The sequence below is a fragment of the Streptococcus gallinaceus genome (genome assembly GCF_024170225.1).
In the GTDB taxonomy this organism is placed as follows: domain Bacteria; phylum Bacillota; class Bacilli; order Lactobacillales; family Streptococcaceae; genus Streptococcus; species Streptococcus gallinaceus.
In genome coordinates this window covers 401,606-426,747 of the sequence record NZ_JALJXU010000001.1, presented here as the reverse complement: position 1 = coordinate 426,747, position 25,142 = coordinate 401,606, and the positions used below count along the sequence as shown (strand labels likewise).

15 protein-coding genes, 1 tRNA gene, 1 other RNA gene and 1 pseudogene are annotated in these 25,142 nt (G+C 43.0%); 5 read left to right on the top strand and 13 right to left on the bottom strand.

The genetic code is table 11. The features are described from left to right. Positions 1–17: 17 nt before the first annotated feature. From addA to pcrA, 5 genes and pseudogenes are all read right to left on the bottom strand, one after another. Positions 18–3,608, bottom strand: coding sequence for a helicase-exonuclease AddAB subunit AddA (gene addA, locus J2T50_RS02155; RefSeq protein ID WP_253363173.1), 3,591 nt, complete (start codon positions 3,606–3,608; stop codon positions 18–20). Next, entirely contained in the window at positions 3,605–6,844 is a 3,240-nt protein-coding gene (gene rexB, locus J2T50_RS02150; RefSeq protein ID WP_253363171.1) for an ATP-dependent nuclease subunit B, read from the bottom strand. The genes addA and rexB overlap by 4 nt, the downstream gene beginning before the upstream one ends. A gap of 71 nt (positions 6,845–6,915) precedes the next feature. After that, positions 6,916–7,284: an OsmC family protein gene (locus tag J2T50_RS02145; RefSeq protein ID WP_253363169.1), complete on the bottom strand. Its 369-nt coding sequence runs from the start codon at positions 7,282–7,284 to the stop codon at positions 6,916–6,918. An 87-nt stretch (positions 7,285–7,371) separates the two neighbouring features. Beyond that, positions 7,372–8,658: pseudogene (locus J2T50_RS02140) on the bottom strand (O-acetylhomoserine aminocarboxypropyltransferase/cysteine synthase family protein). Positions 8,659–8,747: 89 nt separating this feature from the next. Then, on the bottom strand, positions 8,748–11,030 hold the full coding sequence (pcrA, locus tag J2T50_RS02135; protein WP_253363167.1) for a DNA helicase PcrA: 2,283 nt from the start codon (positions 11,028–11,030) through the stop codon (positions 8,748–8,750). 117 nt (positions 11,031–11,147) lie between these two features. Between pcrA and J2T50_RS02130 the strand changes: the two genes are divergently transcribed. After that, entirely contained in the window at positions 11,148–12,509 is a 1,362-nt protein-coding gene (locus J2T50_RS02130; RefSeq protein ID WP_253363165.1) for an Nramp family divalent metal transporter, read from the top strand. 54 nt (positions 12,510–12,563) lie between these two features. Here J2T50_RS02130 and pyk read toward each other — a convergent pair whose 3' ends face one another. From pyk to J2T50_RS02115, 3 genes are all read right to left on the bottom strand, one after another. After that, entirely contained in the window at positions 12,564–14,069 is a 1,506-nt protein-coding gene (gene pyk, locus J2T50_RS02125) for a pyruvate kinase (protein ID WP_253363163.1), read from the bottom strand. Positions 14,070–14,120: 51 nt separating this feature from the next. Then, a complete protein-coding gene (gene pfkA / locus J2T50_RS02120; RefSeq protein WP_253363161.1) occupies positions 14,121–15,140 on the bottom strand; it encodes a 6-phosphofructokinase in 1,020 nt (339 codons plus the stop codon). Between the two features lie 81 nt (positions 15,141–15,221). Continuing rightward, the gene (locus J2T50_RS02115) at positions 15,222–18,320 is read right to left on the bottom strand and encodes a DNA polymerase III subunit alpha (protein ID WP_253363159.1); all 3,099 of its coding nucleotides are present in this window, start codon (positions 18,318–18,320) and stop codon (positions 15,222–15,224) included. Positions 18,321–18,448: 128 nt separating this feature from the next. Here J2T50_RS02115 and J2T50_RS02110 point away from each other — a divergent pair, with 128 nt between their 5' ends. The 3 genes from J2T50_RS02110 to J2T50_RS02100 are packed head-to-tail and all read left to right on the top strand — an operon-like array spanning position 18,449 to position 20,354. Beyond that, positions 18,449–18,814 (top strand): GntR family transcriptional regulator, encoded by a 366-nt coding sequence (locus J2T50_RS02110; RefSeq protein ID WP_253363152.1) that lies wholly within the window; start codon positions 18,449–18,451, stop codon positions 18,812–18,814. A gap of 1 nt (position 18,815) precedes the next feature. Continuing rightward, entirely contained in the window at positions 18,816–19,523 is a 708-nt protein-coding gene (locus J2T50_RS02105) for an ABC transporter ATP-binding protein (RefSeq protein WP_253363149.1), read from the top strand. Positions 19,524–19,541: 18 nt separating this feature from the next. Further along, positions 19,542–20,354 carry a hypothetical protein gene (locus tag J2T50_RS02100; protein WP_253363147.1) on the top strand — a complete coding sequence of 271 codons (813 nt, stop codon included), beginning with the start codon at positions 19,542–19,544 and terminating at the stop codon, positions 20,352–20,354. Between the two features lie 320 nt (positions 20,355–20,674). On the opposite strand, the gene J2T50_RS02095 is transcribed toward J2T50_RS02100, so the two are convergent. Further along, positions 20,675–20,762 (bottom strand) — tRNA-Ser (locus tag J2T50_RS02095). Further along, positions 20,762–21,109: a transfer-messenger RNA gene (gene ssrA / locus J2T50_RS02090) on the bottom strand. Before ssrA ends, J2T50_RS02095 begins: the two co-directional genes overlap by 1 nt. A 107-nt stretch (positions 21,110–21,216) precedes the next feature. Between ssrA and J2T50_RS02085 the strand changes: the two genes are divergently transcribed. Further along, complete coding sequence (locus J2T50_RS02085; RefSeq protein WP_253363146.1) at positions 21,217–21,810, top strand: TVP38/TMEM64 family protein; 594 nt, start codon at positions 21,217–21,219, stop codon at positions 21,808–21,810. A 26-nt stretch (positions 21,811–21,836) separates the two neighbouring features. Here the strand turns inward: J2T50_RS02085 and J2T50_RS02080 are convergent, their stop codons facing one another. Genes J2T50_RS02080 through dnaG form a run of 3 tightly spaced genes read right to left on the bottom strand, consistent with a single transcriptional unit; the run spans position 21,837 to position 25,117 of the window. After that, positions 21,837–22,157, bottom strand: a complete 321-nt coding sequence (locus J2T50_RS02080; RefSeq protein ID WP_222348253.1) for a metal-sulfur cluster assembly factor — start codon at positions 22,155–22,157, stop codon at positions 21,837–21,839. Positions 22,158–22,211: 54 nt separating this feature from the next. Further along, complete coding sequence (rpoD, locus tag J2T50_RS02075; RefSeq protein ID WP_253363145.1) at positions 22,212–23,330, bottom strand: RNA polymerase sigma factor RpoD; 1,119 nt, start codon at positions 23,328–23,330, stop codon at positions 22,212–22,214. Positions 23,331–23,332: 2 nt separating this feature from the next. Beyond that, the gene (gene dnaG, locus J2T50_RS02070; RefSeq protein WP_253363144.1) at positions 23,333–25,117 is read right to left on the bottom strand and encodes a DNA primase; all 1,785 of its coding nucleotides are present in this window, start codon (positions 25,115–25,117) and stop codon (positions 23,333–23,335) included. Positions 25,118–25,142 lie beyond the last annotated feature (25 nt).

Genomic DNA, 25,142 nt, shown 5'->3' with positions numbered 1-25,142 from the left:
ATTCTCCTTTTTCATATCTATAATTCTAATACCTGAATCTCTTCTCCACCGAGTAAAATCAGGTATTTGTCCACTTTTTCTACTTGGTAGGCTTGTTGTAGAGCTTCGGCGTACAACTGCATTTGGCCAGCGTAGCGTGTTTTCATCTGTTCCGCTTCCTGATAGTGATCCGTTTTGTAGTCAAAGAGCACAATGCGGTCCTCGTAACGTATAAAGCCGTCAATAATCCCACGAAGAACATAGTCTTCTTTGGAAACTGGGTCTTTTTTGAGAAGAGCAAAAGTCGCTTCTCGACGCACCTTGTCCTTATGAAGGAGAATTTCCTGTCCAAGCGGACTAGCAAAGAATGCTAGCACTTTTTCCAAGGCAATTTTTTCCTTAACAGCAGGCTCTACTTGAACTTGTGCCAAGGCCTTCTGCAAAATAGGCATGGTCATGGGAGCAACTAAAGGAATTAGTTGCATGAGCTCGTGAACAGCTGAACCGATTTGCGCACCCGTTACAGTTGCTTTTTTAGAAAAATCAGGTAGGTCAAACTTAGGAGCGACAGTCGTCTTTTCCATGATGTCCAATCCATCGTCAGCCAAGACTGGTTCGTAGAATTTCTTGATTTGGCTAGGCGTGCGAAGACTTGGTAGCTGAATGGCACTTGCGTACTTCTCATTTAGCATTTCTACCGCTTCTAATTGGGCTAATGCTAGGCTGATATCTTCTGATTGGCGATTATCCTTCATGTCATCCGCAACAATCTTTCCTTCAACTTTCAGCTGACCAATCTGTTCTGGTGTCAAATCTTGGTCGGTGATAAAGGTTTTCTTGAAATAAAGATTTTCTCCCTCAAAAGCTTCCGCAATTCCCAGTATCCAATCCTGAAAATTGGTCATGGACTCACGAGTTGATGCTAGGAGGACACCCGCATCTCGCTTGCCATCGTACTTGTCTGCCAGCTTTTCTTGACTACCTTTTCCGACCAGATAGAGCTTCTTCTCAGCCCGCGTCATAGCGACATAGAGGAGGCGCATTTGCTCAGAAAGGTTGGCAATTTTAAGTTCTCGCTGATTGAGTTGGTAGGGCAGGGTATTCATGGACACGCGCACATGAGGGAGCGGCGTCTCGAATTGATCCTTCATATCAGCCAGATACTTGATACCAATCCCATTTTCACGGCTCAAGATAACCGAACCCTTGCTTTCCATGGCGTTGAAATTCTTATCCATATTGAGCAAAAAGACATACTTGAACTCCAGTCCTTTGGACTTGTGAACCGTCATGAGCTGCACGGCATCTTGTGGCAAGGCCACTTCCACATCTGCCAGGTCGTTATCGCTGGCCAAAAGCTTGTCAATCATGGAAATAAAACGCGCCAAGCCCTTAAAACCGGTTTTTTCAAAATTATTGGCTCGTAGTCCCAGTGCATAGAGATTAGCCTGACGTTTGGCACCATTTGGCAAGGCACCGACATAATCATAGTAAAATTTCTCATTGAAAATCTTCCAAATCAAGTCATGAATGGAGCCTGTCTTTGCAAAGCGGCGCCAGTCATGTAAGTTGGCTTCAAAGAGGCTAATCTTTTGATGAAGCGCAGCAAAAATGAGTTCTTGACTTGCTCCTTTTCTTTCTAAGGCAAGTCGCATCTTTTCATAGAGATTGCCTTTTTCAGCTTGTAATGCCAACCGAGCCAACTCGTCCTCGTTAAAGTGAAACATGGGAGATTTGAGCAGGGCAACGAGGGCATAGTCATTGAGAGGATTGTTGATGGTGCGCAGAGTGTCCAGCATGATCATGACTTCGACAGACTTGAGATAATTGGCCTCGCCTCCGTCAGATACGATGGGAATGCCGTGTTTTTCAAAGGTGGTTAAAATGGCATCGTTGCGTGTTCGGGATGGAACCAAGAGAGTAATATCAGAGAAAGCAACATTTTTTTCATTGACCAGATGAATGATTTCCTTGGCAACCAACTCCACTTCACCGGAAATGATTTCCTGCTCAGCAGCATTTTCATCCACATCAGTGTCGTAAACGAGGTACTCCATTTCATTTTCAGGGAGGACAATCTTCTGACTAGGACTACCTGCTACTAGCGTATGTGTCTGGTCGTACTTGATTTGACCGACTTGTCGGTCCATGAGACGAGTAAAGATGGCATTGGTCGCATCTAAGACTTCTGACTGGCTACGGAAATTTTCCTTGAGCAAAATCAACTTCCCGGCTGCTGGATTGCTCTGATAAAGTTCAAATTTTGACTGGAAAATCTGTGGGTCAGCCTGACGAAAACGGTAGATGGACTGCTTGATATCTCCCACCATAAATCGATTCTTTCCGTTAGAAAGCAGGTCCAGCATGCGTTCCTGACTATGGTTATTGTCTTGGTATTCATCCACCATGACTTCATGGTAGCGGTCTTGGTAGGTCCTGCGAATGTCTTCATTTTCCTCCAAAATCTGAATAGCAAAATGGCTGACATCCGAGAATTCAAATGCAGATTCCTGTATTTTTCGTTGCAAGTATTGGTCTGAAAAGTCTAGAACAAAATTCTGCAAAAGTTTTAAGAGCGGAAGAGCCTGACCTTGATAGGCCAAAATGGTCTCCAAGTGCTGCAAATCCGCCAATCGAGCTTTGACCTGCTTAAAGACTGGGTATTTTACCTTGGCGACCGTCACATCGGCTCCCGATGGCAAAAGCGCACTCAAGTCTGTCATCAATTTTCCAAAGTCCTTGTCCTCGCCAAAGGCAACTGGTAGGTCACGCAGACCTGTAAAGATAGTTTGGTGCTTGGTATAAGTCGCGGTCGGTGTACCTTTTGCTGTGACTTGCTTGTAGTCTGGCGAGTCTGTTAAGTCCTGTAAGTCATTCGCTGCCTGCTCCATAGCATCAAATAATCCCTGCATGATAGCATCTGGCAAACTCTCTAGGTTGGTAAAGGTTTCATGTCCACGAAGTAATTTTTCTTGGATCCATTCCTTGGGATTGCTGGTGGATTGGCTAAAGGCATGTACTTGATAAACAACGGCTCGAAAGGCCTTGGAATCTTTGCTGTTTCCAGAGAAATTTTCAACCAGTGCTTGGAAAGTTCGACCATCTTGCCCCGCCATATAGTCTTCAAACAAATCCGCATAGACTTCATTTTTCAGCAAATCCTGTTCATTCTTATCCTGCAAAATCCGAAAATTCGGTGCCACACCAATGGTATAGCCATAACTAGTGAGCAACTTCTGGGTAAAGGCATCCATGGTCCCAATATCTGCTGTTTCCAGGTCGAGCAGCTGGGCAGACAGATGCTGACGCAGTTGTGGATCAGTCGTTTGGGCGATGACTTGATGTAACTTCTTCTCAATCCGTTCCTTGAGCTCACCTGCCGCCTTAACGGTAAAGGTCGAGATAAAGAGGTGCTTAATAGCAATTCCGCGCTTGATTTTATCCAAAATCCGCTCCACCATGACAAAGGTTTTTCCTGAACCAGCAGAAGCCGATACGAGGACATTGCTGCCATTTGTATAGATGGCTTCGATTTGCTCCGGTGTTCGCTTTTGTGCGGCTTGAGAAGCTAATTCCGCCTCTTGTAATTGGATGATTTCTTCCGGACTTAAAAATGCTTCAAATGTCATGCCTGACCTCCTTTCTCGTCCATTCTGGCAAACCAGTCTTCGCGTTTACCACCTTTTACCAGCTGACGGGCAAATGGCAAGTGAAGATTGGCCTCAAAGCCAGTTATGGCTTTCAGCTGATCTCCTGCGACGGACTTCCCGTCTTCCGTATAAGGGTTAATGACAAAATTCCCTGATAAAATCTTTTCTGCAGCCTGCTTGTAGAGACCTTCATTGTGAGCGAGTAGGGTCGCCATCTCCGATTCGGTAAAGGTTGTATTCTTGGTTTTGTAGTAAAACTGATTGAGTCGGTTGGTCTCTTCTTCTAAGAATAATCCACGATAAACCAAAGACTTGTAAGCCTCCATAAGCACGCTATCCGCACCTTTTGTATCCTTGAGGGAGACAATCGGATCCAGCATATGCAAATACATCGCGCCAAATATTTTTTCCGTCTGACTGTATTCAGGGTGCTGCTTGATCGCTGCAATATAGGTCATGAGCTGAGGACTAAGACCATTGTAAAAGTCAGCTAATTTGAACTCTTTCTTGCTGGATTTATAGTCTACGACCCCCAGAGCACCGTCCGATCGAATAGCATCCAAGCGGTCAATTTTCCCACGAATGTTAAGAGCTCTGCCATTTTCCAAGGTCAAAAGATTGGAATTCTCTGCTCCAAAAACAGCTTCATCCTCCAAGACATCAATGATGGAGTCATCACGAAGAACTAGAGATGTCGCACGCGCAATGTCCAAGAGCCTCTGCTCCGAAAATTGAGACTCAGCATCCTGCTGATAGAGGGCAAAAAACTCCACTTCCTGACGTGTTTCTTGAATCGCATCACTCAACTTTTCATCAAAATCCGACCGTTCATCTGTCATCACCCGCTCAAAAATCCGATGCAAGAAATTCCCATGACTACGCGCATCTGGATGAATACTTTCTTGCTCTTCAAGTCCCAATACATACCGCAAGAAATAAAGGTATTCATTCTGATAAAAGGTCGTCAAACTGGATGCAGATAATTGCAGCACTTCTCCAGCTGGATAGAGTTTGTCCAAGGTTTCTTGAGCTAATTGTACCGTTTGTAAGTCCGATGACACCGCAGGGATATGAATATTTTCCGTCTCCAATTTTTTCCGCAGATAACGCACAGCAACTGCCCAAAATGTAGCTTCTTCCTTGGTCCACTCCGCCTGAAAATCAGCCCGATTAGCTTCTATCACGCGAGACAAAAGCCCTTTGTAGTGACCTATATCCTGCGCTAACAAGGTCTTTTCTCGACCTTTTTCCAAGCGCTCCACTCCCATCTCATCCAATAGTTTCAGATAGGGAGACAAGCCATCTTCTGCTTCATTGAAAATCTGCGGACTGGACAAAACCAACTGATCCGTCGCTGAATGAATGAGCGACAACATGGTAAAATGATTTTTCTTAGTATTCTCACGAGAAGCCAGTTCAAAATGCCCGGTTTCAGCCGATTTATCATTGATGAGCTGCTTTTCTTCCTCAGTCAAGAGACTGGTATTCTTGGTCATTTTAGGGAAATTTGACTTGCTGAGTCCGATGGCGTAAATCTTTTTAGCTGTATGCGGTGCAATCAAATCATAGGATTTCACATTAACAACGTCCACCGTTGCTGGTACCACACGATACTGACTAGCCAGCATTCCTGTACGCAAGAGTGCCAAAAACTCCGCCAAGGTCAATTTTTCGTGCCCAAAGATAGTCTTTGTCAGCTCTAAAATATGACAAAAAGCCTTCCAGACCTGCTCTTCTTTTTCCAGAGCCATCTCGTCCAGACCAGCCGTCACTGCCTGCATATTCTCCGCTAGCTGTATTTGATTTAAAAAGTTTGTAAATTTTTGCAGGAGGCTATGACCGGATTGGGCCTGCGCCTTAAACAACTCCTGCAGGGGAGTCATAATGGTCTGGCGCATCTGATTGAGACGCTCCAAGTCATACTTCTGATGCGTATTGGCTGTAAAATCCTTTGCAAACTTGGCCTGCCCTTTGACATCTGCGAAGAGGAGATACTGCTCCAATTTATCCAAGGCATCTTGGCAGAAACTGCCATACAAGCCTGACTTGAGCAGATTGAGCACATCTTCTAATCGAAAATTATAATGCTTGATACGCTCCAAAGACTCCACAAAATGCACTAAGGGATGATGGCTCATCTCCTCAGCCTTCCCTAGATAAAAGGGAATCTCATACTTATCAAAAACCTTGCCTATCTGCAGTTGGTAAGCTTCCACATCGCCCAAAAGTACGAGAATATCCTTATAACGATAGCCCGTCTGCAAGTCATGACGAATGGCTCGCGCCACCTGTTCTACCTCTTCTTTTTGATTGGTCACATCCCAGATTTGCAAAACAGATAGCTCATTTTGGCTCATCTCCACACGTTGGTCCGAAAAACTAGACTGATATTCCAAGTTTTTGGCAATCTTGTCCACACTCTTCAAGCCCGATTCATCAGCTAAAAATTCAGGTTTGACTTGAAAAAGCTGGGAAAGGTGCCGTAAAAACTCGACCGGTGCCTGGTAGACATTTCCTTCTATATAGGACGATTGGTAGGACCGTTTGCTGGCATATACCCCGATCACAATCTCTTCAACTCTGGTTGCTAGACTAGAAACCAAGACTTCTTCTTCTGCCGAAAAACGGGTAAAGCCGTCAATGACCAAAGCAACATTTGCCAACTCCGCATCTAATTGTCCAGACTGAACCAAACGCGTGAAAAAGGCTAACTTACTTTCTTGGGCATAATTTTCTTTCCCGAGTGCCACTGAAAAAGCCGAAAAAATACGGGTCAAATCCTGACTCTTTTCAGCCGAATCAATCCATTCCAAATCCGAAATCGTTAAATTTGCCGACTGCATTTCCTTGTACAAGGCGAGTAGCTGACCGATGAACTCCAGATCTGTTTTTAACTTGCCATAGACCTTCAAGTCCGTTTCGCCAAATTGAGACAAGACACGGTACATGAGCATGGTCAAGCCAATATCGTCCAGATTATCTGCCTGCTTGCTCTCATTTAAGACAAAATAACGCGCCATTTGCCCAAAACGTGTCACCATGATATCAAAAGAAGCCTGACCATCCAAATGCCCAAGCACCTTTCGCTCCATTTCAAAAGATAGTGAATTGGGCGCAATATAAAATACACGCCTACCCGCCCGTGCAAATTCCTGCGCCTGCTGACTTAATCGAACCGTCAAATCTTGACTCATCTCGCTATATACTAGTTTCATGCTCTCACCCTTTCTCGTCCTTCTATTATATCAAAAGAAAAAGGGATGGACACGCATCCACCCTCTTCCGATTATAAATAGGTTATTTCTAGCTGAATAGCCACATCTGTCCGCAGTAGTTTTTTCACCCGACATTGCTGATTGACATAGTCCAACAATTCTTTTTCTTGCTCATCCGTCAAGGGATCTGGAAGCGTCATTTTGAGCTGAAAAGTATCATTAGCATAGCAGCTCTCCACTTGAATCGGCATCTGCACAATTCCATATTTCCGCTTGAAATACCCTTGAGCACACATGGTGATGCAGGAAGCCAAGGCAATATTCAGAAGGCTCATCGGTGTTTCACCATTTTCAACAGCTCCAAAAAGTTCTACAGGACTCCCGTAGCCCTCTGACACAGCATGATAAAGTTTGTCTCCTTTAATCTTCGTTTGGTACATAAGGTCCTCCCACTGTTTGACAGTCATTAAAACGTTTGACTTTATTCTACCAAAGTTTCTCCTTTTTTTCTGTCAAATTGTTTGGGACTATCCTTCCAGACTGTCCAAGGCTTGTTTCAAATCTGCGATTAAGTCATTGGCATTTTCAAGACCGATAGACAGACGGATTTGATTGTTCGTAACACCGCAAGCCAGCAAGTCCGCCTCAGGTAATTGTGCATGTGTTGTGGTTGCCGGATGGACAACTAAGGATTTGGCGTCAGCTACATTGGCAAGATTTGAGAAAATTTCCAACTGATTGATGACTTGGCAGGCTTCTGCAGCCTCTCCCTTCACATGGAAGGTAAAGATTGAGCCTACACCTTTTGGAAAATATTTTTGGGGGAGCTCATAGTAAGGATTCGTTGGCAAACTTGGATAATTAACCACTTCTACTTGCGGGTGTTCTTCTAAAAAAGCAACAATTTTCTGAGTGTTTTCCAAGTGACGATCCACTCGCAAGGATAAGGTTTCAAGACCTTGAAGCAATAAAAAGGCATTAAATGGTGATAGGCAAGCCCCCATATCACGTAATAGTTGGGTCCGAACTGCTGTCACAAATGCAGCCGGATCAATATCTCGCGTGTAACTCAGATTATGTTAGGTTGTGTCTTCTTCAACAAACTGCGAAAATTTGCCACTAGCTTCCCAGTCAAATCGACCACTATCCACGATGACACCACCGATTGATGTCCCATGACCGCCAATAAATTTGGTCGCAGAATGAACAGAAATATCAACACCATGGTCAAACACCTGAATCAAGCAGGGCGTGCCAAATGTATTATCCGCTACCAGAGGAATCTGATGCCCATGCGCAATTTATGCCACCTTTTCCAAGTCAGGAATGTTAATCAGAGGATTTCCCAAGGTTTCAACCCAGACCAGCTTAGTCTTATCCGTGATGGCAGCTTCCACCTCATCGAGTTGGTCAATATCAACAAATGTTGCAGTAATCCCATAGCGTGGGAGGGTTTCTTTTAGAAAGTTAAAAGTACCACCATAAAGTGTCGTCGCTGCTACCACATGGTCTCCCGCATGCGTCAACGCTAAAATAGTATAGGTGATTGCAGCCATGCCAGATGCTGTCGCAAGGGCACCCACACCACCTTCCAAGGCAACTACCCGCTCCTCGAAGACAGAAACAGTAGAATTGCCGATTCGTGAATAAATATTAGCTGGCTTTCTCAAGGCAAAAATATCCTCTGCATCCTGTGCACTGTCAAATACATAGGACGTTGTTTGATAAATCGGAACAGCACGTGACTTGGTATCCTAATCAATCTGTTGACCCGCGTGTAATTGTAAGGTTTCAAAACTCCATTTTTCGCTCATTGTTGGACCTCTTTATCTAAAATTTTTTCTTATATTCTACTCCTAAATATACAAGTTTTCCAATACTTATTAGATAAAAAAGCTATAGCTTAATCTTTTTTGGTAATCGGCGCAATGGACGCCAATACTTTTTTGAGTCCCATTTCTGGGAAATTGATTTTCAACTCTTGTCCTGAACCTGATCCAGAAACTTCCAGAACCGTTCCCTGACCCCATTTTTTATGGATAGCAATGTCTCCTACTGACCAATCCGTTGATGGAGCAGCGCCAGCATTTTTTCCGAAAGGCAGACTGCCACCGATAGAAGTTTGGCGAGGCTGAGCAGCGGCTTTTCTGCTTTGCAAGGCCTGTGACAGGCTCATCCCTTGGCCAAATTGACCTGATTTGCCATTGACATAAGAGGCCTTGAAGCTAGTATTAGCAGGGCGCGCCAAGCCTTGATAATCCAGCAAATCACTTGAAATCTCACGAATAAAGCGACTCGGTTGATTGTAATTAGTCCGACCGAACAGCAGACGAGAATTGGCATTTGTCAGGAAAAGCGTTTGTTCCGCACGCGTAATGCCCACATAAGCCAGACGCCGTTCTTCTTCAAGCTCGGCTTCCTCTTCGGCAGCTCGACTGAGCGGAAAGACATTTTCCTCCATCCCAATCAAGAAAACAACTGGAAATTCCAACCCCTTTGCTGCGTGCAAGGTCATCAAGGTCACCTCAGCCGCCTCTACTTCACCATCATCCGTATCCGTAATCAAAGCCAAATCATTGAGGAATAGGCTCAGCTTGTCTAAACCAGTTTCTCCCTCAAGCTCTACATCTTTTTCGTCAAAGTTTTTGGTAACAGATAGAAACTCCTGGATGTTTTCAATCCGTGCATTTGCCTCAATGGTCGCCTGCACAGCCAAGGCATTCAAATAACCCGTTTGATTCAATACCTGTTCGACCAATTCTGTGATGGTCAACTGGTCCAATTTCTCACGAAGGCCTAAAATAATATTGGCCAAATCCCAAACAGCTTGAGCGGCCTTGCCCTTGATAGGAGACAACATGATTTGCGAACAGGCATCCAAGAGAGACATTTCCTGCAAATTGGCAAAATCGCGAATCTTGTCAACCGTACCTGGTCCGACACCACGCTTGGGCTCATTGACGATCCGCTCAAATGAAATATTGTCAGCTGGATTTGCAATGATATTCAGATAAGAAATGACATCTCGAATTTCCTTACGGCTATAGAACTTGGTTCCACCCACCATGGTGTAAGGAATGTTGGACTTGAGCAAGGCTTCCTCAATCGTACGAGACTGGGCATTGGTCCGATAGAGCACCGCAAAGTCCTTGTAATTGTATTGACCTTGGGCCATTATCGCAATTTGTTGTGCAACAAATACTGCCTCAGACTGCTCATCATTGGCACGGTGGTAAACAATCTGCTCACCTTCGTTGTTCTGCGTCCATAATTTCTTAGGACGTCGATTTTTATTGCGCTCGATGACGTCATTAGCTGCCTGCAAAATCGTTTTGGTTGAACGGTAATTTTCCTCCAAAAGTACCACTTTTGCATCTGGATAATCCTTCTCAAAGTCGAGGATATTTTGCATATCTGCACCACGCCATCCATAGATAGACTGGTCCGCATCCCCCACTACACAGATATTTTTAAAGCGAGAAGCCAAAAGCTTGACCAACTGGTATTGGGCATGGTTGGTATCTTGGTACTCATCTACGTGGATATATTGGTAACGTTGTTGGTAATAGGTCAAGACCTGCGGATTTTGGTCAAAAAGACGAAGGGTCAGCATAATTAAGTCGTCAAAATCCACCGCTTCAGACTGGCGTAACTCTTTCTGGTAGGCCTTATAGCACTTGGCTACAATCTGAGTATACATGTCCCCAGCCTGGCTCTCGTAGGCCACTTCATCCAGCAAGTCATTTTTTGCATTCGAAATAGTTCCTAGAATTGATCGTTCGCTCCACTTTTTGGGATCAAGATTGAGATTTTTCAAAATCCGTTTCATCAGTGTGCGCTGCTCACCTGGATCAACGATAGTAAAATTGCGATTGTAACCAATATGGTCTGCATCACGACGCAAAATCCGAACACACATAGAGTGAAAGGTTGCAATCAAGCTATCTTGAGTAGCGGGATTTAAGGCCATTGCCCGCTCTCTCATTTCTCGCGCAGCTTTATTGGTAAAGGTAATGGCCAAAATATTCCATGGATTGACCATTTTTTCATCAATCAGATAAGCAATGCGGTGCGTCAGGACACGGGTTTTACCAGAACCAGCCCCCGCCATAATCAACAATGGTCCTTCCGTTGTTTGAACCGCCTCTGCTTGACGGTCATTCATTCCTTGTAATAATGGATTCATTTTCTCATACTTTCTAATCAATTATCTTTTTATTATAACAAAAAACAAGCGACAAGTTCAACAAGCAATCTCATAATCTAATACAATTTCAAACAGACTTTGTGCTATAATACTCCTATGAAGTTAGAACAAGAAACATACCAACAAAATAAGCAGTCCCTTGGTAAATTAAATCAAAGTATAACGCCACCTGAAAGTGCAGGCTTCTTCTCCACACTAAGGGTATTTTTAGGACCTGGTGCCCTTGTCGCTGTCGGCTACATGGATCCAGGAAATTGGATTACCAGCGTTATCGGAGGAGCGAGTTACCGTTATAGTCTTCTTTTTGTTGTACTACTCTCATCTTTAATGGCTATGCAGCTACAACAAATGGCTGGTAAGCTTGGAATCGTTACACAACAAGACTTGGCTCAAATTACAGCTACCAACCTTGCAAAACCTTTTCGCTACATTCTATTCATTATCATAGAACTTGCGCTTATGGCGACAGATTTGGCAGAAGTTATCGGCTCAGGAATTGCACTTCATCTTCTATTTGGGTGGCCACTCACTTTTTCGATTTGCATTACAATCTTAGATGTCTTTTTACTACTTCTGTTACTAAAATTTGGTGTTCAAAAAATCGAAGCACTGGTTACGACGCTCATATTTACTATCCTAATAATTTTTCTTTATTTAGTCATTTTATCCAAACCTGACTTTCAAAGTCTATTTAGAGGTTACTTTCCTTCAGCTTCGTTAATTGAGTCACATCCTAACACAGAAAATACACCTTTAACTCTTGCGCTAGGTATCATTGGTGCCACTGTTATGCCCCACAATCTCTATCTCCACTCAGCCCTATCTCAGACTCGTAAAGTGGATACCACTAGTACGATTTCGCTTCAAAAAAGTATTCGTTTTATGACCTGGGATTCCAATATACAACTGACATTAGCCTTTATTGTTAACTCTCTGTTGCTAATTTTAGGTGCATCATTGTTTTACGGTCATTCTAGTCAAGTCAGTGCTTTTTCACAAATGTACAACGCCTTGTCTAATAATCGCATCGTAGGCACCATTGCTAGCTCATTTCTTTCTACTCTGTTCGCACTGGCACTATTAGCTAGTGGGCAAAATTCGACAATTACGGGAACTCTAACTGGACAAGTCGTTATGGAAGGCTTCCTCCATTTAAGACTTCCTCAATGGCTAATTCGATTGATAACTCGAGGTCTAGCCCTCCTGCCTGTCCTTATTCTTTCTATTCTTTTTGGTAGCCAAGAAAAAATTCTAGACCAATTGATTGTCTATTCACAAGTTTTTCTATCTGTTGCATTACCTTTTTCGATTTTTCCCTTGATCTATTTCACTTCTAGAAAAAAATATATGGGGGTATTTGTAAATGCAAAATGGAACACCTACCTCGCCTATACAATTGCCAGTCTGCTATCCATCTTAAATATTAAATTAATTATCAATCTATTTATAAATGGATAATTCTAAAATAAAAATAAGATTCACCTACAGGCGAATCTTATTTTTATTTTAGAATTAAGCGATTGTACGAACACGCATTGTGTTTGTAGAACCTGATTGACCAACTGGTACACCAGCAACGATAACGATGTTGTCACCTGATTCAACAAGACCTGATTCAAGCGCAGCTTTCTCAGCCAATTCGAACATGTCATCTGTTGAAGCTGGTTTGTCAGTTACGACTGGAATAACACCCCAGTTAAGCATCAATGATTTTTGAATATTTTCTGTAAATGTTACAGCCAAGATGTCTGCATCTGGACGGTATTTAGAAATTTGGCGAGCTGAGAAACCAGTTTCAGTTACAGTTACAACCAATTTAATGTCCATTGAGTTACATGCATCTTTAACAGCTGATGCGATAACTTCTGTTTTAGAAGTACGGTCAAATGTTGATGAGTCCAAACGACCATATTCACCAAGAAGAGTTTGTGCGTTCATAGCAATAGTTGCCATTGTGCGAACTGACTCAAGTGGGTATTTACCGTTTGCTGATTCACCTGAAAGCATTGTTGCATCAGTACCGTCGATAACAGCGTTGAATACGTCAGATACTTCTGAACGAGTTGCACGTGGTTTGTCAGTCATTGTTTCAAGCATGTTTGTTGCTGTGATAACTGCTTTACCAGCCGCATTTACTTTAGTGATGATTTGTTTTTGGTAAACTGGAACCATTTCGAATGGTACTTCAATACCCATGTCACCACGAGCGATCATGATACCGTCTGAAGCCTCGATGATTTCGTCCAAGTTATCGATACCTTGTTGGTTTTCGATTTTTGAGAAGAGACGAACGTGACCGTTACCAGTTTCTTCACAAATAGCACGAACAGCTTCTACGTCTTTTGCTGAACGTACAAATGAGATAGCGATATAGTTCAAGCCGTTTTCAAGACCGAAACGGATATCCGCATCATCACGTTCTGCAAGTGATGGGAAAGGAATTTTAGTGTAAGGGATGTTTACACCTTTTTGTTTTGCAATAACGCCATCATTTTCAACAGCACATACAAATTCACGTTTTTCATCGTCTTTAGAAATAACACGAAGACCTAATTTACCATCGTCAACAAGTACTTGTTTCCCAACTTCAACGTCATCGTAGACATCCAAGCTACCAGCAACGTTAAGGGCAATCACTTCACGAGTTGATTTGATACCTTGTTTTGTAGCAACGCGGATTGTTTCACCAGTTACGTAGCTATATTCTTTCGCTTCGCCTTCAAACAATTCAGTACGGATTTCTGGACCTTTTGTATCCAAAAGGAAACCTACTTTTTTACCAGCGATTTCTTCAGCTTTACGAACAGTTGCCATACGTGCACCTTGCTCTTCATGGTCACCATGTGAGAAGTTGAAACGGAAAACATTTGCACCAGCTTTGATCAATTCAGCAATGGTTGCAGCTGATGTTTCAACATCAAGAGGCTCACCCCAGTAACCATCTTCACCGAATTTTTTACCACCACGTGTTTCAACGGCTGGTCCAAGTGTTGCAACGATTTTTACGCGTTTATTCATTTTTGAAAAACTCCTATTTTTATTGATATTTGAAACGATTAACTCGTTAGATTAAAGACGGTGTTGTAATTGACGGTTGAGTTCTGCCAATTTTAAGTCAGCCTTGTGTGGGTTGTTCACGATGATGCTTCCATCTTCAGCAAGTGTGAAGAGTGCGCCTTCTTCAGCAGTACCAAGGATTGGGCTTTCAACAACTTGTTCGTTACGAATACCAACTGCCAAACCACCCCTACCTTCTTTAAGCAATTCTACAGCGCGAGCGCCAAGACGTGCTGCAAGAAGACGGTCGTGAACTGTTGGATTACCACCACGCAAGATGTGGCTTGGGTTAACTGCACGAACCTCAGTTTTGTTTCCAGCTGCTTTCATGCCTTCAACAAACTTCTCAGCTGACATAACACCTTCTGCCAAGATAATGATATGATGACCTTTTTTCAATACATCGTAAGTGTAGTTAACTTTTTCAACTACTTCTTCAAATGTAAACTCTTCTTCAGGAATGATGATTTGGTCTGCACCAATCGCCATACCAGCCCAAAGAGCGATATCACCTGCATTACGTCCCATCAACTCAATGACGAATGTACGACCATGACTGAATGCTGTGTCACGGATTTTGTCAATGGCATCAATGGCAGTTGAAACAGCAGTGTCAAAACCGATTGTATAATCCGTACCAACGATATCGTTGTCGATTGTACCAGGTATACCAACTGCTGGGAAGCCATGTTCTGTCAAGCGCATTGCACCATGGTAAGAACCGTCTCCACCGATAACTACAACACCTTCGATGCCGTGTTTTTTCAACTGTTCGATACCTTTCATTTGCCCTTCAAGAGTGGCAAATTCTGGGTAACGTGCTGAACACAAGAATGTTCCACCACGGCTCAAAATGTTCCCTACAGAAGCTGAATCCATTGGGAAGATTTCGTCGTTTACCATACCAGCATAACCATGTCTGATACCATAAACTTCCATTCCTTCATAAATTGCTTTACGAACAACTGCACGAACGGCAGCGTTCATACCAGGTGCGTCACCGCCACTAGTCAAAACAGCAATACGTTTCATTTCGCTTATGCTCCTTTTTTCCTTTTTAACTGTCTCATTATACCACATTTCCTGCGGGTTTGCTCGTGTTTTTATTGTATTTTAACGAAAAACCGTTTTCATAGAAAATTCTTTTAAATCTATTTCCAGCTGGCTTGATTTTGATACACCATACTGGGCGACTTGGATAGTTTCATTACTTTCTTGATAATGAAGCACCACCGGAATAGAGCCACTATGTTCCTCTAAAACCCCCGCTATTTCCTGGTCAAATTCATGATTTTGTAATAAAATCCAAAACTTTTCATCAGAGGCAAGTTCTAGCTGGTCCAGCACCATCTGCAGATGACCGTCACGTTCCTGCATCCGCCCTATTAAATAAACAATTTTCCCTTCTTCCAGTAGATTATGATACTGTTTGAAGGATTCCGGGAACAAGGTTACATCCAAACGTTGCTTGGTGTCCGATACTTGCAAAAAGGCCATCTGCTCCCCTTTTTTCGTACGGATGACGCGTACTCCCAAAATCTGCACTAAAACAGTCGCTCGTTGCTGCTCCGTCAAGTCTGCCAACTCGGTCAATGAACGCGAACTGCTTTGACGGATTTTGACAAGAGGATGTGGGCTGATCCCGACACCAATGACAGCCTGTTCCATCTCAAATTTTTCACTGTCTGTGTAGTCTTCTGTCTCAGTCCAAGAATAGGTTTCCTCAGAGAAAAAGGAACCAAAGGCCTCCACAAAGACAAACAAATTATCCAAATTCACCACAATTTTCTTACGATTTTTTTCAAAATCATCAAACAAACCAAGCTGAATCAGCGGTGTCAGCAGGTCTTTTTTCTGATACTTAACCGGCAAACGAAGCATAAAATCTTCGACACTCTTGAAGGGACGATTTTCCAAAATCCAAAACGAAAGTTCTCTAGGCATCCCTTTGATATTTTTCAAGCCCATGTAAATCTGGCGCTCGGAAAACTTATCATTAAATGGAATATTGTTAATAGTCAATCGAGCCACTTTAAATTCAAATTGCAGGGCATCATTGATATAATCGCTGCTAGAATAATTGAGCATCACATCAAAAAAGACATCTGGGTAATGCACCTTGAAGTAAGCCAACTGAAAAGCCAGTGCCGAGTAAGCATAGGCATGACTACGGTTAAATCCATAACCTGCAAACTTAGCCATCATAGCAAAAATCTCTTCAGCCTTATCCCTAGAATGACCCAAAGCTTGCGCACCGCTTAAAAATGCTTCCTTCATGGACTGCATCTCAGCCGCATTTTTCTTGGACATGGCCCGCCGCAACAAATCGGCTTTCCCGAGTGTAAATCCAGCATAGCGCTGAGCAATCTGCATGACCTGCTCTTGATAAAGCATGATTCCGTAGGTCGGCGTCAAGATGTCGGCAATGGAGTCATCTAGCAAGTCCACTGCTTCTTCCCCTTGCTTTCGCTTGACAAAATTATCCGAGTAATCACTGGCTCCAGGTCGATTGAGACTGGTCGTTGCTACGACATCCTCGAACCGCGTCGGACGCACTCGTTTCAAGAGACGAATAGCCCCCGGCTGCTCAAATTGGAAAATTCCCTTTGTCTGACCTACCGCAAAGAGCGCTAAAGTCTCCTTGTCCTCCAAGTCAATCTTCTCAACCGCAATGTCCTGACCATACTTATCAAGCACTGCTTCTTTCATCTTCTGAGCAAAGGTCAGATTGCGCAGACCAAGAAAATCCATCTTCAGAAGACCATTGGCTTCAACACCGTGGGCATCATACTGGGTGACCAGCATGTCCTCTCCGAATTTCAATGGAATTGTATCCGTCAAATCCTCATCACTCATAACGACACCGGCCGCATGAATAGAAGTCTGACGAGGATGCCCCTCAATCTGCTGGGCAATGGCAAAAGCTTTCTGGTACTCCATCTTGCTATTGATAATTTGACGAAAAGACGCATTTCGCTCGTAAGCCGTCGCCAACGTATCTCGAAAAGAAATTTTCTTGGTGATATTGGTCAACTCATACTCAGGAATCCCAAAGCGCTTGAGAACATCACGAATCGCTTGCTTGGCCCCAAATGTCGAATAGGTCACGATTTGTGCCGTATGCATGGTCCCATAACGCTCGCGCACATAGCGGATAAACTCTCCACGGTAAATATCTGGAATATCAATATCAATATCCGGCATACTAAAGCGTTCTTTATTGAGGAAACGCTCAAAAAGTAGGTTGTGCTTAACGGGATCAATACCTGTAATACCCAAGCTGTAAGCCACCAGACTACCAACCGCAGAACCACGACCCATCCCCATGTAATACCCCTGACTGCGACCAAATCGCAGTAAATCCCAGACAATAAGGAAATAATCGTCAAATCTCATTTCATGAATAATGGATAATTCTTGCTCCAACCGTTCTTGGTAGGCAGCTCCTTCCAAATTTCTGTTTGATAAACCTTTTTGAGCTCGTTCGCGTAACTCCTCCACAGCGGGGCGTTCACAATTAAAACGAGGCAATTTCAAATTTTTGTCCAAATCATAAGAAATTGTCTGAATCAATCTTGCTAGATTGTCCAAGGCTTGCGGAAAGTTTGCAAACTGCTGACGAAATTCATCTGGCGCTAACAAAAATTGACGACTGGGTAGATCCGTTACCTGATTGAGGGTACTATTGTCCCGAATCGCGCGCAGAACCTGCAGCGGCTCTACCTCCTTCTCCTCAAAATAGCGTACGGTATAAAGAGGAAGAATGGGTCGTGAAAACTCTTGTTGTGGGGTATCTGGATAGACCCCGATGACAAAATCACAATCCAGTTCCAGCGTTTCAATCCCAGAAAAATAGGGAACGACCACCAATACTCCGGGCAAAAATTCTTGAAAATCTTCCCAAGTTTTCTTGCCCATCATCTTACTGGTCGATAACTTGAGCAGATTCCGGTAGCCCTGACTATCACGCGCAAGCAATTGCATACGAATCGGCTGGTCCTTGACCAGCACTTCCATTTCGCAACCAATAACCGGCTGAATCTCCGCTGCTTGACAAGCCTCCATAAACTGATAAGCTCCATAAAGATTGTCCACGTCCATCATCCCCAAATGGGAATAACCCAATTCCTTGGCTCGCGTGACGTATTTTTCGATGGTTACCATGCTATCCATAAAAGTATAGACAGTTTTGGTATCTAATTGTGCTAGCATGGCAAGCCTCCTTCATATCTGTTGTTCATTAGTTCTATTATACAAAAAAATAGCATTTAATACTTGCATTTAAAATAGAAAAATTGTATTATCTTTATAGAACAAGGATACAGAAAGGGGAGTTTATCATGGCATGGAAATTTGACAACAAAATCCCAATTTACATCCAAATCACAAATGCTATCAAGCTACAAATTGTGACCAATCAGCTAAAAACAGGGGATAAATTACCAACTGTTCGCGATTTGGCTGAAACAGCCGGCGTCAATCCCAATACCGTTCAACGCGCCCTATCGGACTTGGAGACGGAAGGCTTAGTCTACGCCCAACGTACGACTGGACGATTTGTGACAGACAATATTGACTTAATCAAACAAACACGAATTGAGTTGGCCCAACAGGAATTAGCCAACTTCACAAACAATATGCTGAGTCTTGGATTCGCAAAAGAAGAATTATCTGAGCTCATCGCCAATTATGTAAAAGGAGAATAATATGGAAAAGCAAATCACGCTTGTTGAATTCCAACAAGTATCCAAATCATACGGTGGGCTCCTTGCCCTTAACAATGTCAACCTAAAACTATCCGCTGGAAAAATCATCGGACTGCTGGGACCGAACGGTTCTGGGAAGACGACTTTGATTAAATTATTAAACGGCCTTTTACAACCAGAATATGGTCAAATCTTAATCAACGGACGTTACCCTTCACCTGAAACCAAAGCCATGGTGTCCTATCTACCTGATACGACCTATTTAGATGAAAATATGAAGGTAGTGGAAGCCGTCGAATTATTTGCAGATTTCTATGCTGATTTTGACCAAAAACGCGCCCTTCATCTCTTGGAAGACCTCAATATCGACTTGAACAGTCGTATGAAACACTTGTCAAAAGGGAACAAGGAAAAAGTACAATTGATTTTAGTCATGAGCCGTCAGGCTCAACTCTATATCTTAGATGAGCCAATTGGCGGAGTGAACCCTGCGGCGCGGGACTACATCTTGCGGACCATTATCAACAATTACTCTCCCACTTCTTCAGTCATCATCTCTACTCACTTAATTTCTGATGTAGAACAAATCTTAGACGAAGTGATTTTCCTTCAATATGGCAGCATCATTCGTCAAGGAAATGTCGATGACATTCGCATCGAAAGCGGTGAATCCATCGACGAACTATTCCGTCGCGACTTTAAGTTCTAGTTAGAAAGAGGAGATATTATGTTTGAAAAATTATTAAAATATGAATTTAAATCCCTAGGAAAATGGTACCTCGGCTTATATGGCATTATTTCGCTCTTATCCGTCGTACTCGGTGTTTGGATTCAAACCATTATTAGACGTTCTGAAAATCATATTGCAACCTTCAACGACAACAATTGGAATGTGGAAGGAATCCTATTTGTACTTGCCTGTGTTGCTTTCGGGCTGCTCATAGGCGGACTCTTCATTTCGACTTTCTTCCTAATCGTGACACGATTCCAGAAAAGCGTCTACGGCCGCCAAGGCTACCTTACCATGACACTTCCAGTGACAGGGCATCAAATCATCCTCAGCAAACTCCTTGCTTCTATCATCTGGTATATATTGGCCGGACTGATGTTACTAGTATCCGGACTCCTCATTACGAGTATTGCACTGATGCCAGTCTACGATGAACTAGACTTCGCTCATATGTTTAGCGAATTATCTAAGATAACAAGCTGGGGGCTCCTATTCCAAATTGCAATACAATATTTCACTGAAATGATCATGGGAATCCTGCTTGCCTACTTTGCCATTTCTCTCGGTCAACTGTTTAAAGACCACCGCATTGTCTTAGCCATTGTCTTTTATATCGGTATCTATTTCGTCATTGGAACGGTGCAGACAATTCACTTCGCCACAAGTGCCTATGTTGCTTCAATGTCAAACATGGAGAGTTTCTATCCATTCCAGCCAGACTGGTTTACCTTCGTCTTTAATATCCTCTTAGCAATTGGATTCTACTTTGGTACCCACTATATCATGACCAAACGTTTAAATATCCAGTAGGAGTCGCTATGAAAAAAAATAAAACAGATACTCAACCAGCGATTAGATGCTTCCATCCAAAAAATTCAAGTATCACCTGTTCGGACTTGTCCCTACGCCCTGGTACACACTCTCTACGCAGCCGTGGTGATAGTCTAACTTACAAATAAAGAAAATCTCTTTCTCAGCTTTCTCATTATCCTTGCTAGCTCTGTACTTTTTCTACATTGCCTCTGGATTATCCTAGTAAGTAGACGATACATTGCTAGCAAGACAGACGAACGATTTGGAACCACGCAAAAAAACAGATTGGACTAACATCCAACCTGTTTTTTCTAAGACGGAAGACATGGGATTCGAACCCACGCACGCTATCACACGCCTACCGTGTTTCCAACACGGCCTCTTAAGCCTCTTGAGTAATCTTCCAATGGAGCCGGTGGGAGTCGAACCCACGTCCAAACACCTGCTAACTTATTCGTCTACAACCATAGGTTATGTGTTGCTTTAACAAGACCTCGACACATAACTCAAGCCCAAATCTTGCGAGTCAGTAAATCTCTTTTAGAATAGTCTGACAATATCCTAACGTAGCTTGTTAATTTAAGACTGATAGATAGACACAAGCAATCTATCATCAGTCACGCAGGCAGGTGTTTAGGCTGCTAATGCGTAAGAATTTGTATTTTTTGCAGTTATATTTAACTGGCATTTTTACATCTGCCGATGAGTTGCAGAACAAGCCTCATAATGCCTGTCGAATCCGTAACGACCCCGCGTTACGTCATATGCTAAACATTATAGCAGATTTTCACAAAAATGGCAAAATTATTTTATTCTTACATCTAAACTTTTTCAAAATACTTTATGGTACAATAGAAACATGTATAAACTATCTCAAAAAATCATACAAGTTCTCAGTATTTTAGCTCTGATTGGCAGCTTTGCACTGGTCATTTGGCTCTACAAACTGGGTATTCTCAACAATCAAAATGTTCTGACCGAGTTTATCAAAAAACAAGGAGCACTAGGTAGTCTGAGTTATATTGGTATTCAGATTATTCAAGTCGTTTTCCCTATTATTCCTGGTGGTGTGACCACTGTCGTCGGCTTCCTTCTATTTGGATTCTGGTGGGGCCTAGTTGTCAACTACATCGGTATCAATATCGGCAGCATCATTCTCTTTTGGCTAGCCCATCGTTATGGTAAAAAGTTCTGCCTGCTTTTCATGAAAGAAGAAACTTTCACCAAATACGAACGTAAAATTGACGACAAGAAAGGCTATGAAATTTTCTTTATCCTTTGCATGCTCTCCCCTATTTCTCCCGCTGATATTTTAGTCATGATTACTGGATTAACAAGTATGAGTTACCGCCGTTTCATCACCATTATCTTGCTTTGCCGTCCCTTATCCATTATCGCCTATAGCTACATTTGGATTTATGGAAGCCAGTGGTTACAACAATTATTGCATTAAAAAACAAGCCGTTAAGGCTTGTTTTTTTAACGAATCCCCAATGCGATACGCGCATAGCGGCTCATTTTATTGACTGTCCAAGCTGGTGACCAGACCAAACGGACATCCACTTCTTTGACTTCTGGAACAGATTGCAAAACATCATGAATCTGATCCGTAATCAAGTCAGCCAAAGGGCAGCCCATAGTTGTCAAGGTCATATCAATCTCTGTCTTACCTTCATCAAAACGAATTTCATAAATCAGACCAAGATTGATAATATCGATTCCCAATTCAGGGTCGATTACTTCTTCTAGCGCAACGAAAATGCGCTCTTTAATGTCATTTACTTGTTCTTCTGTGTACATTTTCGCTCTTTCTGTTTTACGTATGTGCTACATTGCAACTAATACGGCTCTTTCCTAGTCTTCCATAAAGTCACGGAGCGGTTTGCTACGGCTTGGGTGGCGTAATTTGCGGAGAGCTTTGGCTTCGATTTGGCGGATACGTTCACGGGTAACGTTAAAGACTTTACCCACATCTTCCAAGGTACGCATTTTTCCATCGTCAAGACCGAAACGAAGACGGAGTACATTTTCCTCACGGTCAGTAAGGGTATCAAGCACTTCATCCAATTGCTCACGCAAAACAACACGAGTTGTGTAATCTACTGGATTTTCAATCACTTCATCTTCGATGAAGTCGCCAAGATGGCTATCATCTTCTTCACCGATAGGCGTTTCAAGAGAAACTGGCTCTTGGGCAATCTTCAAGATTTCACGAACCTTGTCCGGTGTCATATCCATCCGCTCAGCAATTTGCTCTGGAGTTGGATCTTGTCCCAATTCTTGAAGCAAGTTACGTTGCTCACGCACCAATTTGTTGATGGTTTCAACCATGTGAACAGGGATACGAATGGTACGAGCTTGGTCGGCAATGGCGCGGGTAATGGCTTGGCGAATCCACCAAGTCGCATAAGTTGAGAACTTGAACCCTTTTGAATAGTCAAATTTATCAACGGCTTTCATCAAGCCCATATTTCCTTCTTGAATCAAATCAAGGAACTGCATGCCACGACCAACATAGCGTTTTGCAATCGAAACAACCAAACGCAGGTTAGCTTCTGCCAAACGTTGCTTGGCTTCCACATCGCCTGCTTCAACTAAAAGGGCCAATTCTTGCTCTTCTTCGTTGGTCAAGAGTGGTACAACCCCAATTTCTTTGAGGTACATACGAACTGGGTCGTTGACTTTAGCGGAGTTGCTTCCCAACAATTCCTCGTCCGACAACTCAGTTTCTTCTTCTACTTGCATGACGCGCGAACTTGGATTACCATCCTTGTCCACGATTGAAATCCCTGCATCTTGGATCCGTTGCAAGAGATCATCAATCCCGTCAGCATCTAATGTAAATGGAATAATCAGCTTTTCATTGATATCATCATCAACGGCTGTTCCTTCTTTTTTGTGGTTACGGATATAGTCCGCAACTTGTACATCAAAAGTGGTTACTTCTGTTTTTTTGTCTTTTGCTGTTGCCATAATTACTCCATTTTTCTTTTTTGTGCAATGAGTTGTGCTAATTCATCTAAAGCAGCATCGTCATTTCCAACATGACTTTGCTCACGGATAAAACGTGAACGCTGTCGATTGTCTCTCTTTAACCATTCGCGATCGCGAGCCAATTCTAAGTCATCCATTTCCTGATTTCCAACTTCGCTAGGTAATTTTTCCTCCAAAATACGATACCAGGCTGTCTGCACAGCATCGGATTGCTGATTTAAATCGAAGGAAGAAATTTCTCCTGCGTTCTTGAGCAGACCGTACAAAACCTGCAATTCAGGTGTGTAAAACTCAAAATCTTCACGGACACGGTATTCATTGAGCAGGTAGGGATGTTGCAATAAGCGGTAAAAAATATGATTTTCCGTCCGAACCAAACTCGAAATCTTGGCCTGTCTTGGTAACTCCTGTACCTGCTGCACACGAGGCTGTTCCTGCTGTTCAACCGTCTGCACTCGTTTGGAGATACGGACATTGTTGACAGCCATTTCAACCTGTTGGTAATCAAAGTCAGGCAGGAGGTCAGCTAATTTATAGATATAGGAATTTTGAGCGGTAATCGAGCTCGTTCCTGCAATAATCGGTGCCATCTTATCCACGAATTCAATCTGCATCTGCAAATTATCTGGATTTTCCGGTCGAAGATACTGCATCAAAAACTCAACATCGCTGACACGAGACTTGGTCAAGACTTGCTCGAGAGCTTCCTCCGAATGACGCTGGATAAATTCATCCGGATCCATCCCGTCTGGAAGCGAGACGATTTCGACCTCAAAGTCTTTTAATTCTTCCAAGGCCTTGGCCGTTGCAACCTGCCCAGCTCTATCTCCATCATAGGTCAAGATGACCTTTTTGCAGTGCTTCCGCAAATGCGTGACATGCTCAGATGTTAATGCTGTTCCCATCGAAGCCACAGCATTTTCAATCCCTGCCCGATAGGCGGCGATAACATCCATGAAGCCTTCCATCAGATAGACTTCACGCTGTTTTTTGATGACCGACTTAGCCTTATCCAAATGGTAGAGCTCATAACTCTTATTAAAAATGGCCGTTCCACGACTATTTTTATACTTGGCTACCTGCTTATTGGCTACATCTTCTGGCGTCCATTTACGGCCAGAGAAAGCCATGACACGTCCATACTCATCCGATAAGGGGAAGATAATTCTTCCTTGGAAGGCATCATAAATCAGATTATTGTCTGCTGTATTGAAGAGCCCTGAGTTGAGCAAATCCGCTTCCTCAAACTTTTTAGAAAGAGCTTGATAGAGGATATTTTGCTGACTCGGCGCCAAACCCAACTGGAAATACTGAATGGTCTCATCTGTCAAACCACGCTGGTGGAGATAAGCACGCGCTTCCACCCCCATTTTGGTCGTCATCAAGAGAGCATGATAAAACTTCGTCGCTTCCGTATGGATGTCATAGAGCATTTGGTGTGGATGCTGTTTTTGCGGCTGAACTTGCGTTTTCGGAGCAATATCCAGCTGAAAACCCGCCTTGTCTGCGATCAGCTGAACGCTATCTGTAAAAGAAAGCCCTTGCGTTTCCTCGACAAACTTGAAAACATCACCTGACTTCCCACAACCAAAACAGTGGTAAAACTGCTTGTCCTCTACGACATTGAAGGACGGTGTCTTCTCACCATGAAAAGGACAAAGCCCTAGATAATTGCGTCCTGCCTTTGTCAGGGCAACGGATTCACCAATGATATCAACAATATTGACCGAAGCTTTTATCTCATCGATAAGTTCTTTTGAAATCATCTTCCCCTCCCTGATAGACAGTCTA

What these genes read in the sequence shown, in the direction of transcription:
- addA (WP_253363173.1), bottom strand. Translation starts at nt 3,608, where the DNA reads ATGACATTTGAAGCATTTTTAAGTCCGGAAGAAATCATCCAATTACAA.
- rexB (WP_253363171.1), bottom strand. Translation starts at nt 6,844, where the DNA reads ATGAAACTAGTATATAGCGAGATGAGTCAAGATTTGACGGTTCGATTA.
- J2T50_RS02145 (WP_253363169.1), bottom strand. Translation starts at nt 7,284, where the DNA reads ATGTACCAAACGAAGATTAAAGGAGACAAACTTTATCATGCTGTGTCA.
- pcrA (WP_253363167.1), bottom strand. Translation starts at nt 11,030, where the DNA reads ATGAATCCATTATTACAAGGAATGAATGACCGTCAAGCAGAGGCGGTT.
- J2T50_RS02130 (WP_253363165.1), top strand. Translation starts at nt 11,148, where the DNA reads ATGAAGTTAGAACAAGAAACATACCAACAAAATAAGCAGTCCCTTGGT.
- pyk (WP_253363163.1), bottom strand. Translation starts at nt 14,069, where the DNA reads ATGAATAAACGCGTAAAAATCGTTGCAACACTTGGACCAGCCGTTGAA.
- pfkA (WP_253363161.1), bottom strand. Translation starts at nt 15,140, where the DNA reads ATGAAACGTATTGCTGTTTTGACTAGTGGCGGTGACGCACCTGGTATG.
- J2T50_RS02115 (WP_253363159.1), bottom strand. Translation starts at nt 18,320, where the DNA reads ATGCTAGCACAATTAGATACCAAAACTGTCTATACTTTTATGGATAGC.
- J2T50_RS02110 (WP_253363152.1), top strand. Translation starts at nt 18,449, where the DNA reads ATGGCATGGAAATTTGACAACAAAATCCCAATTTACATCCAAATCACA.
- J2T50_RS02105 (WP_253363149.1), top strand. Translation starts at nt 18,816, where the DNA reads ATGGAAAAGCAAATCACGCTTGTTGAATTCCAACAAGTATCCAAATCA.
- J2T50_RS02100 (WP_253363147.1), top strand. Translation starts at nt 19,542, where the DNA reads ATGTTTGAAAAATTATTAAAATATGAATTTAAATCCCTAGGAAAATGG.
- J2T50_RS02085 (WP_253363146.1), top strand. Translation starts at nt 21,217, where the DNA reads ATGTATAAACTATCTCAAAAAATCATACAAGTTCTCAGTATTTTAGCT.
- J2T50_RS02080 (WP_222348253.1), bottom strand. Translation starts at nt 22,157, where the DNA reads ATGTACACAGAAGAACAAGTAAATGACATTAAAGAGCGCATTTTCGTT.
- rpoD (WP_253363145.1), bottom strand. Translation starts at nt 23,330, where the DNA reads ATGGCAACAGCAAAAGACAAAAAAACAGAAGTAACCACTTTTGATGTA.
- dnaG (WP_253363144.1), bottom strand. Translation starts at nt 25,117, where the DNA reads ATGATTTCAAAAGAACTTATCGATGAGATAAAAGCTTCGGTCAATATT.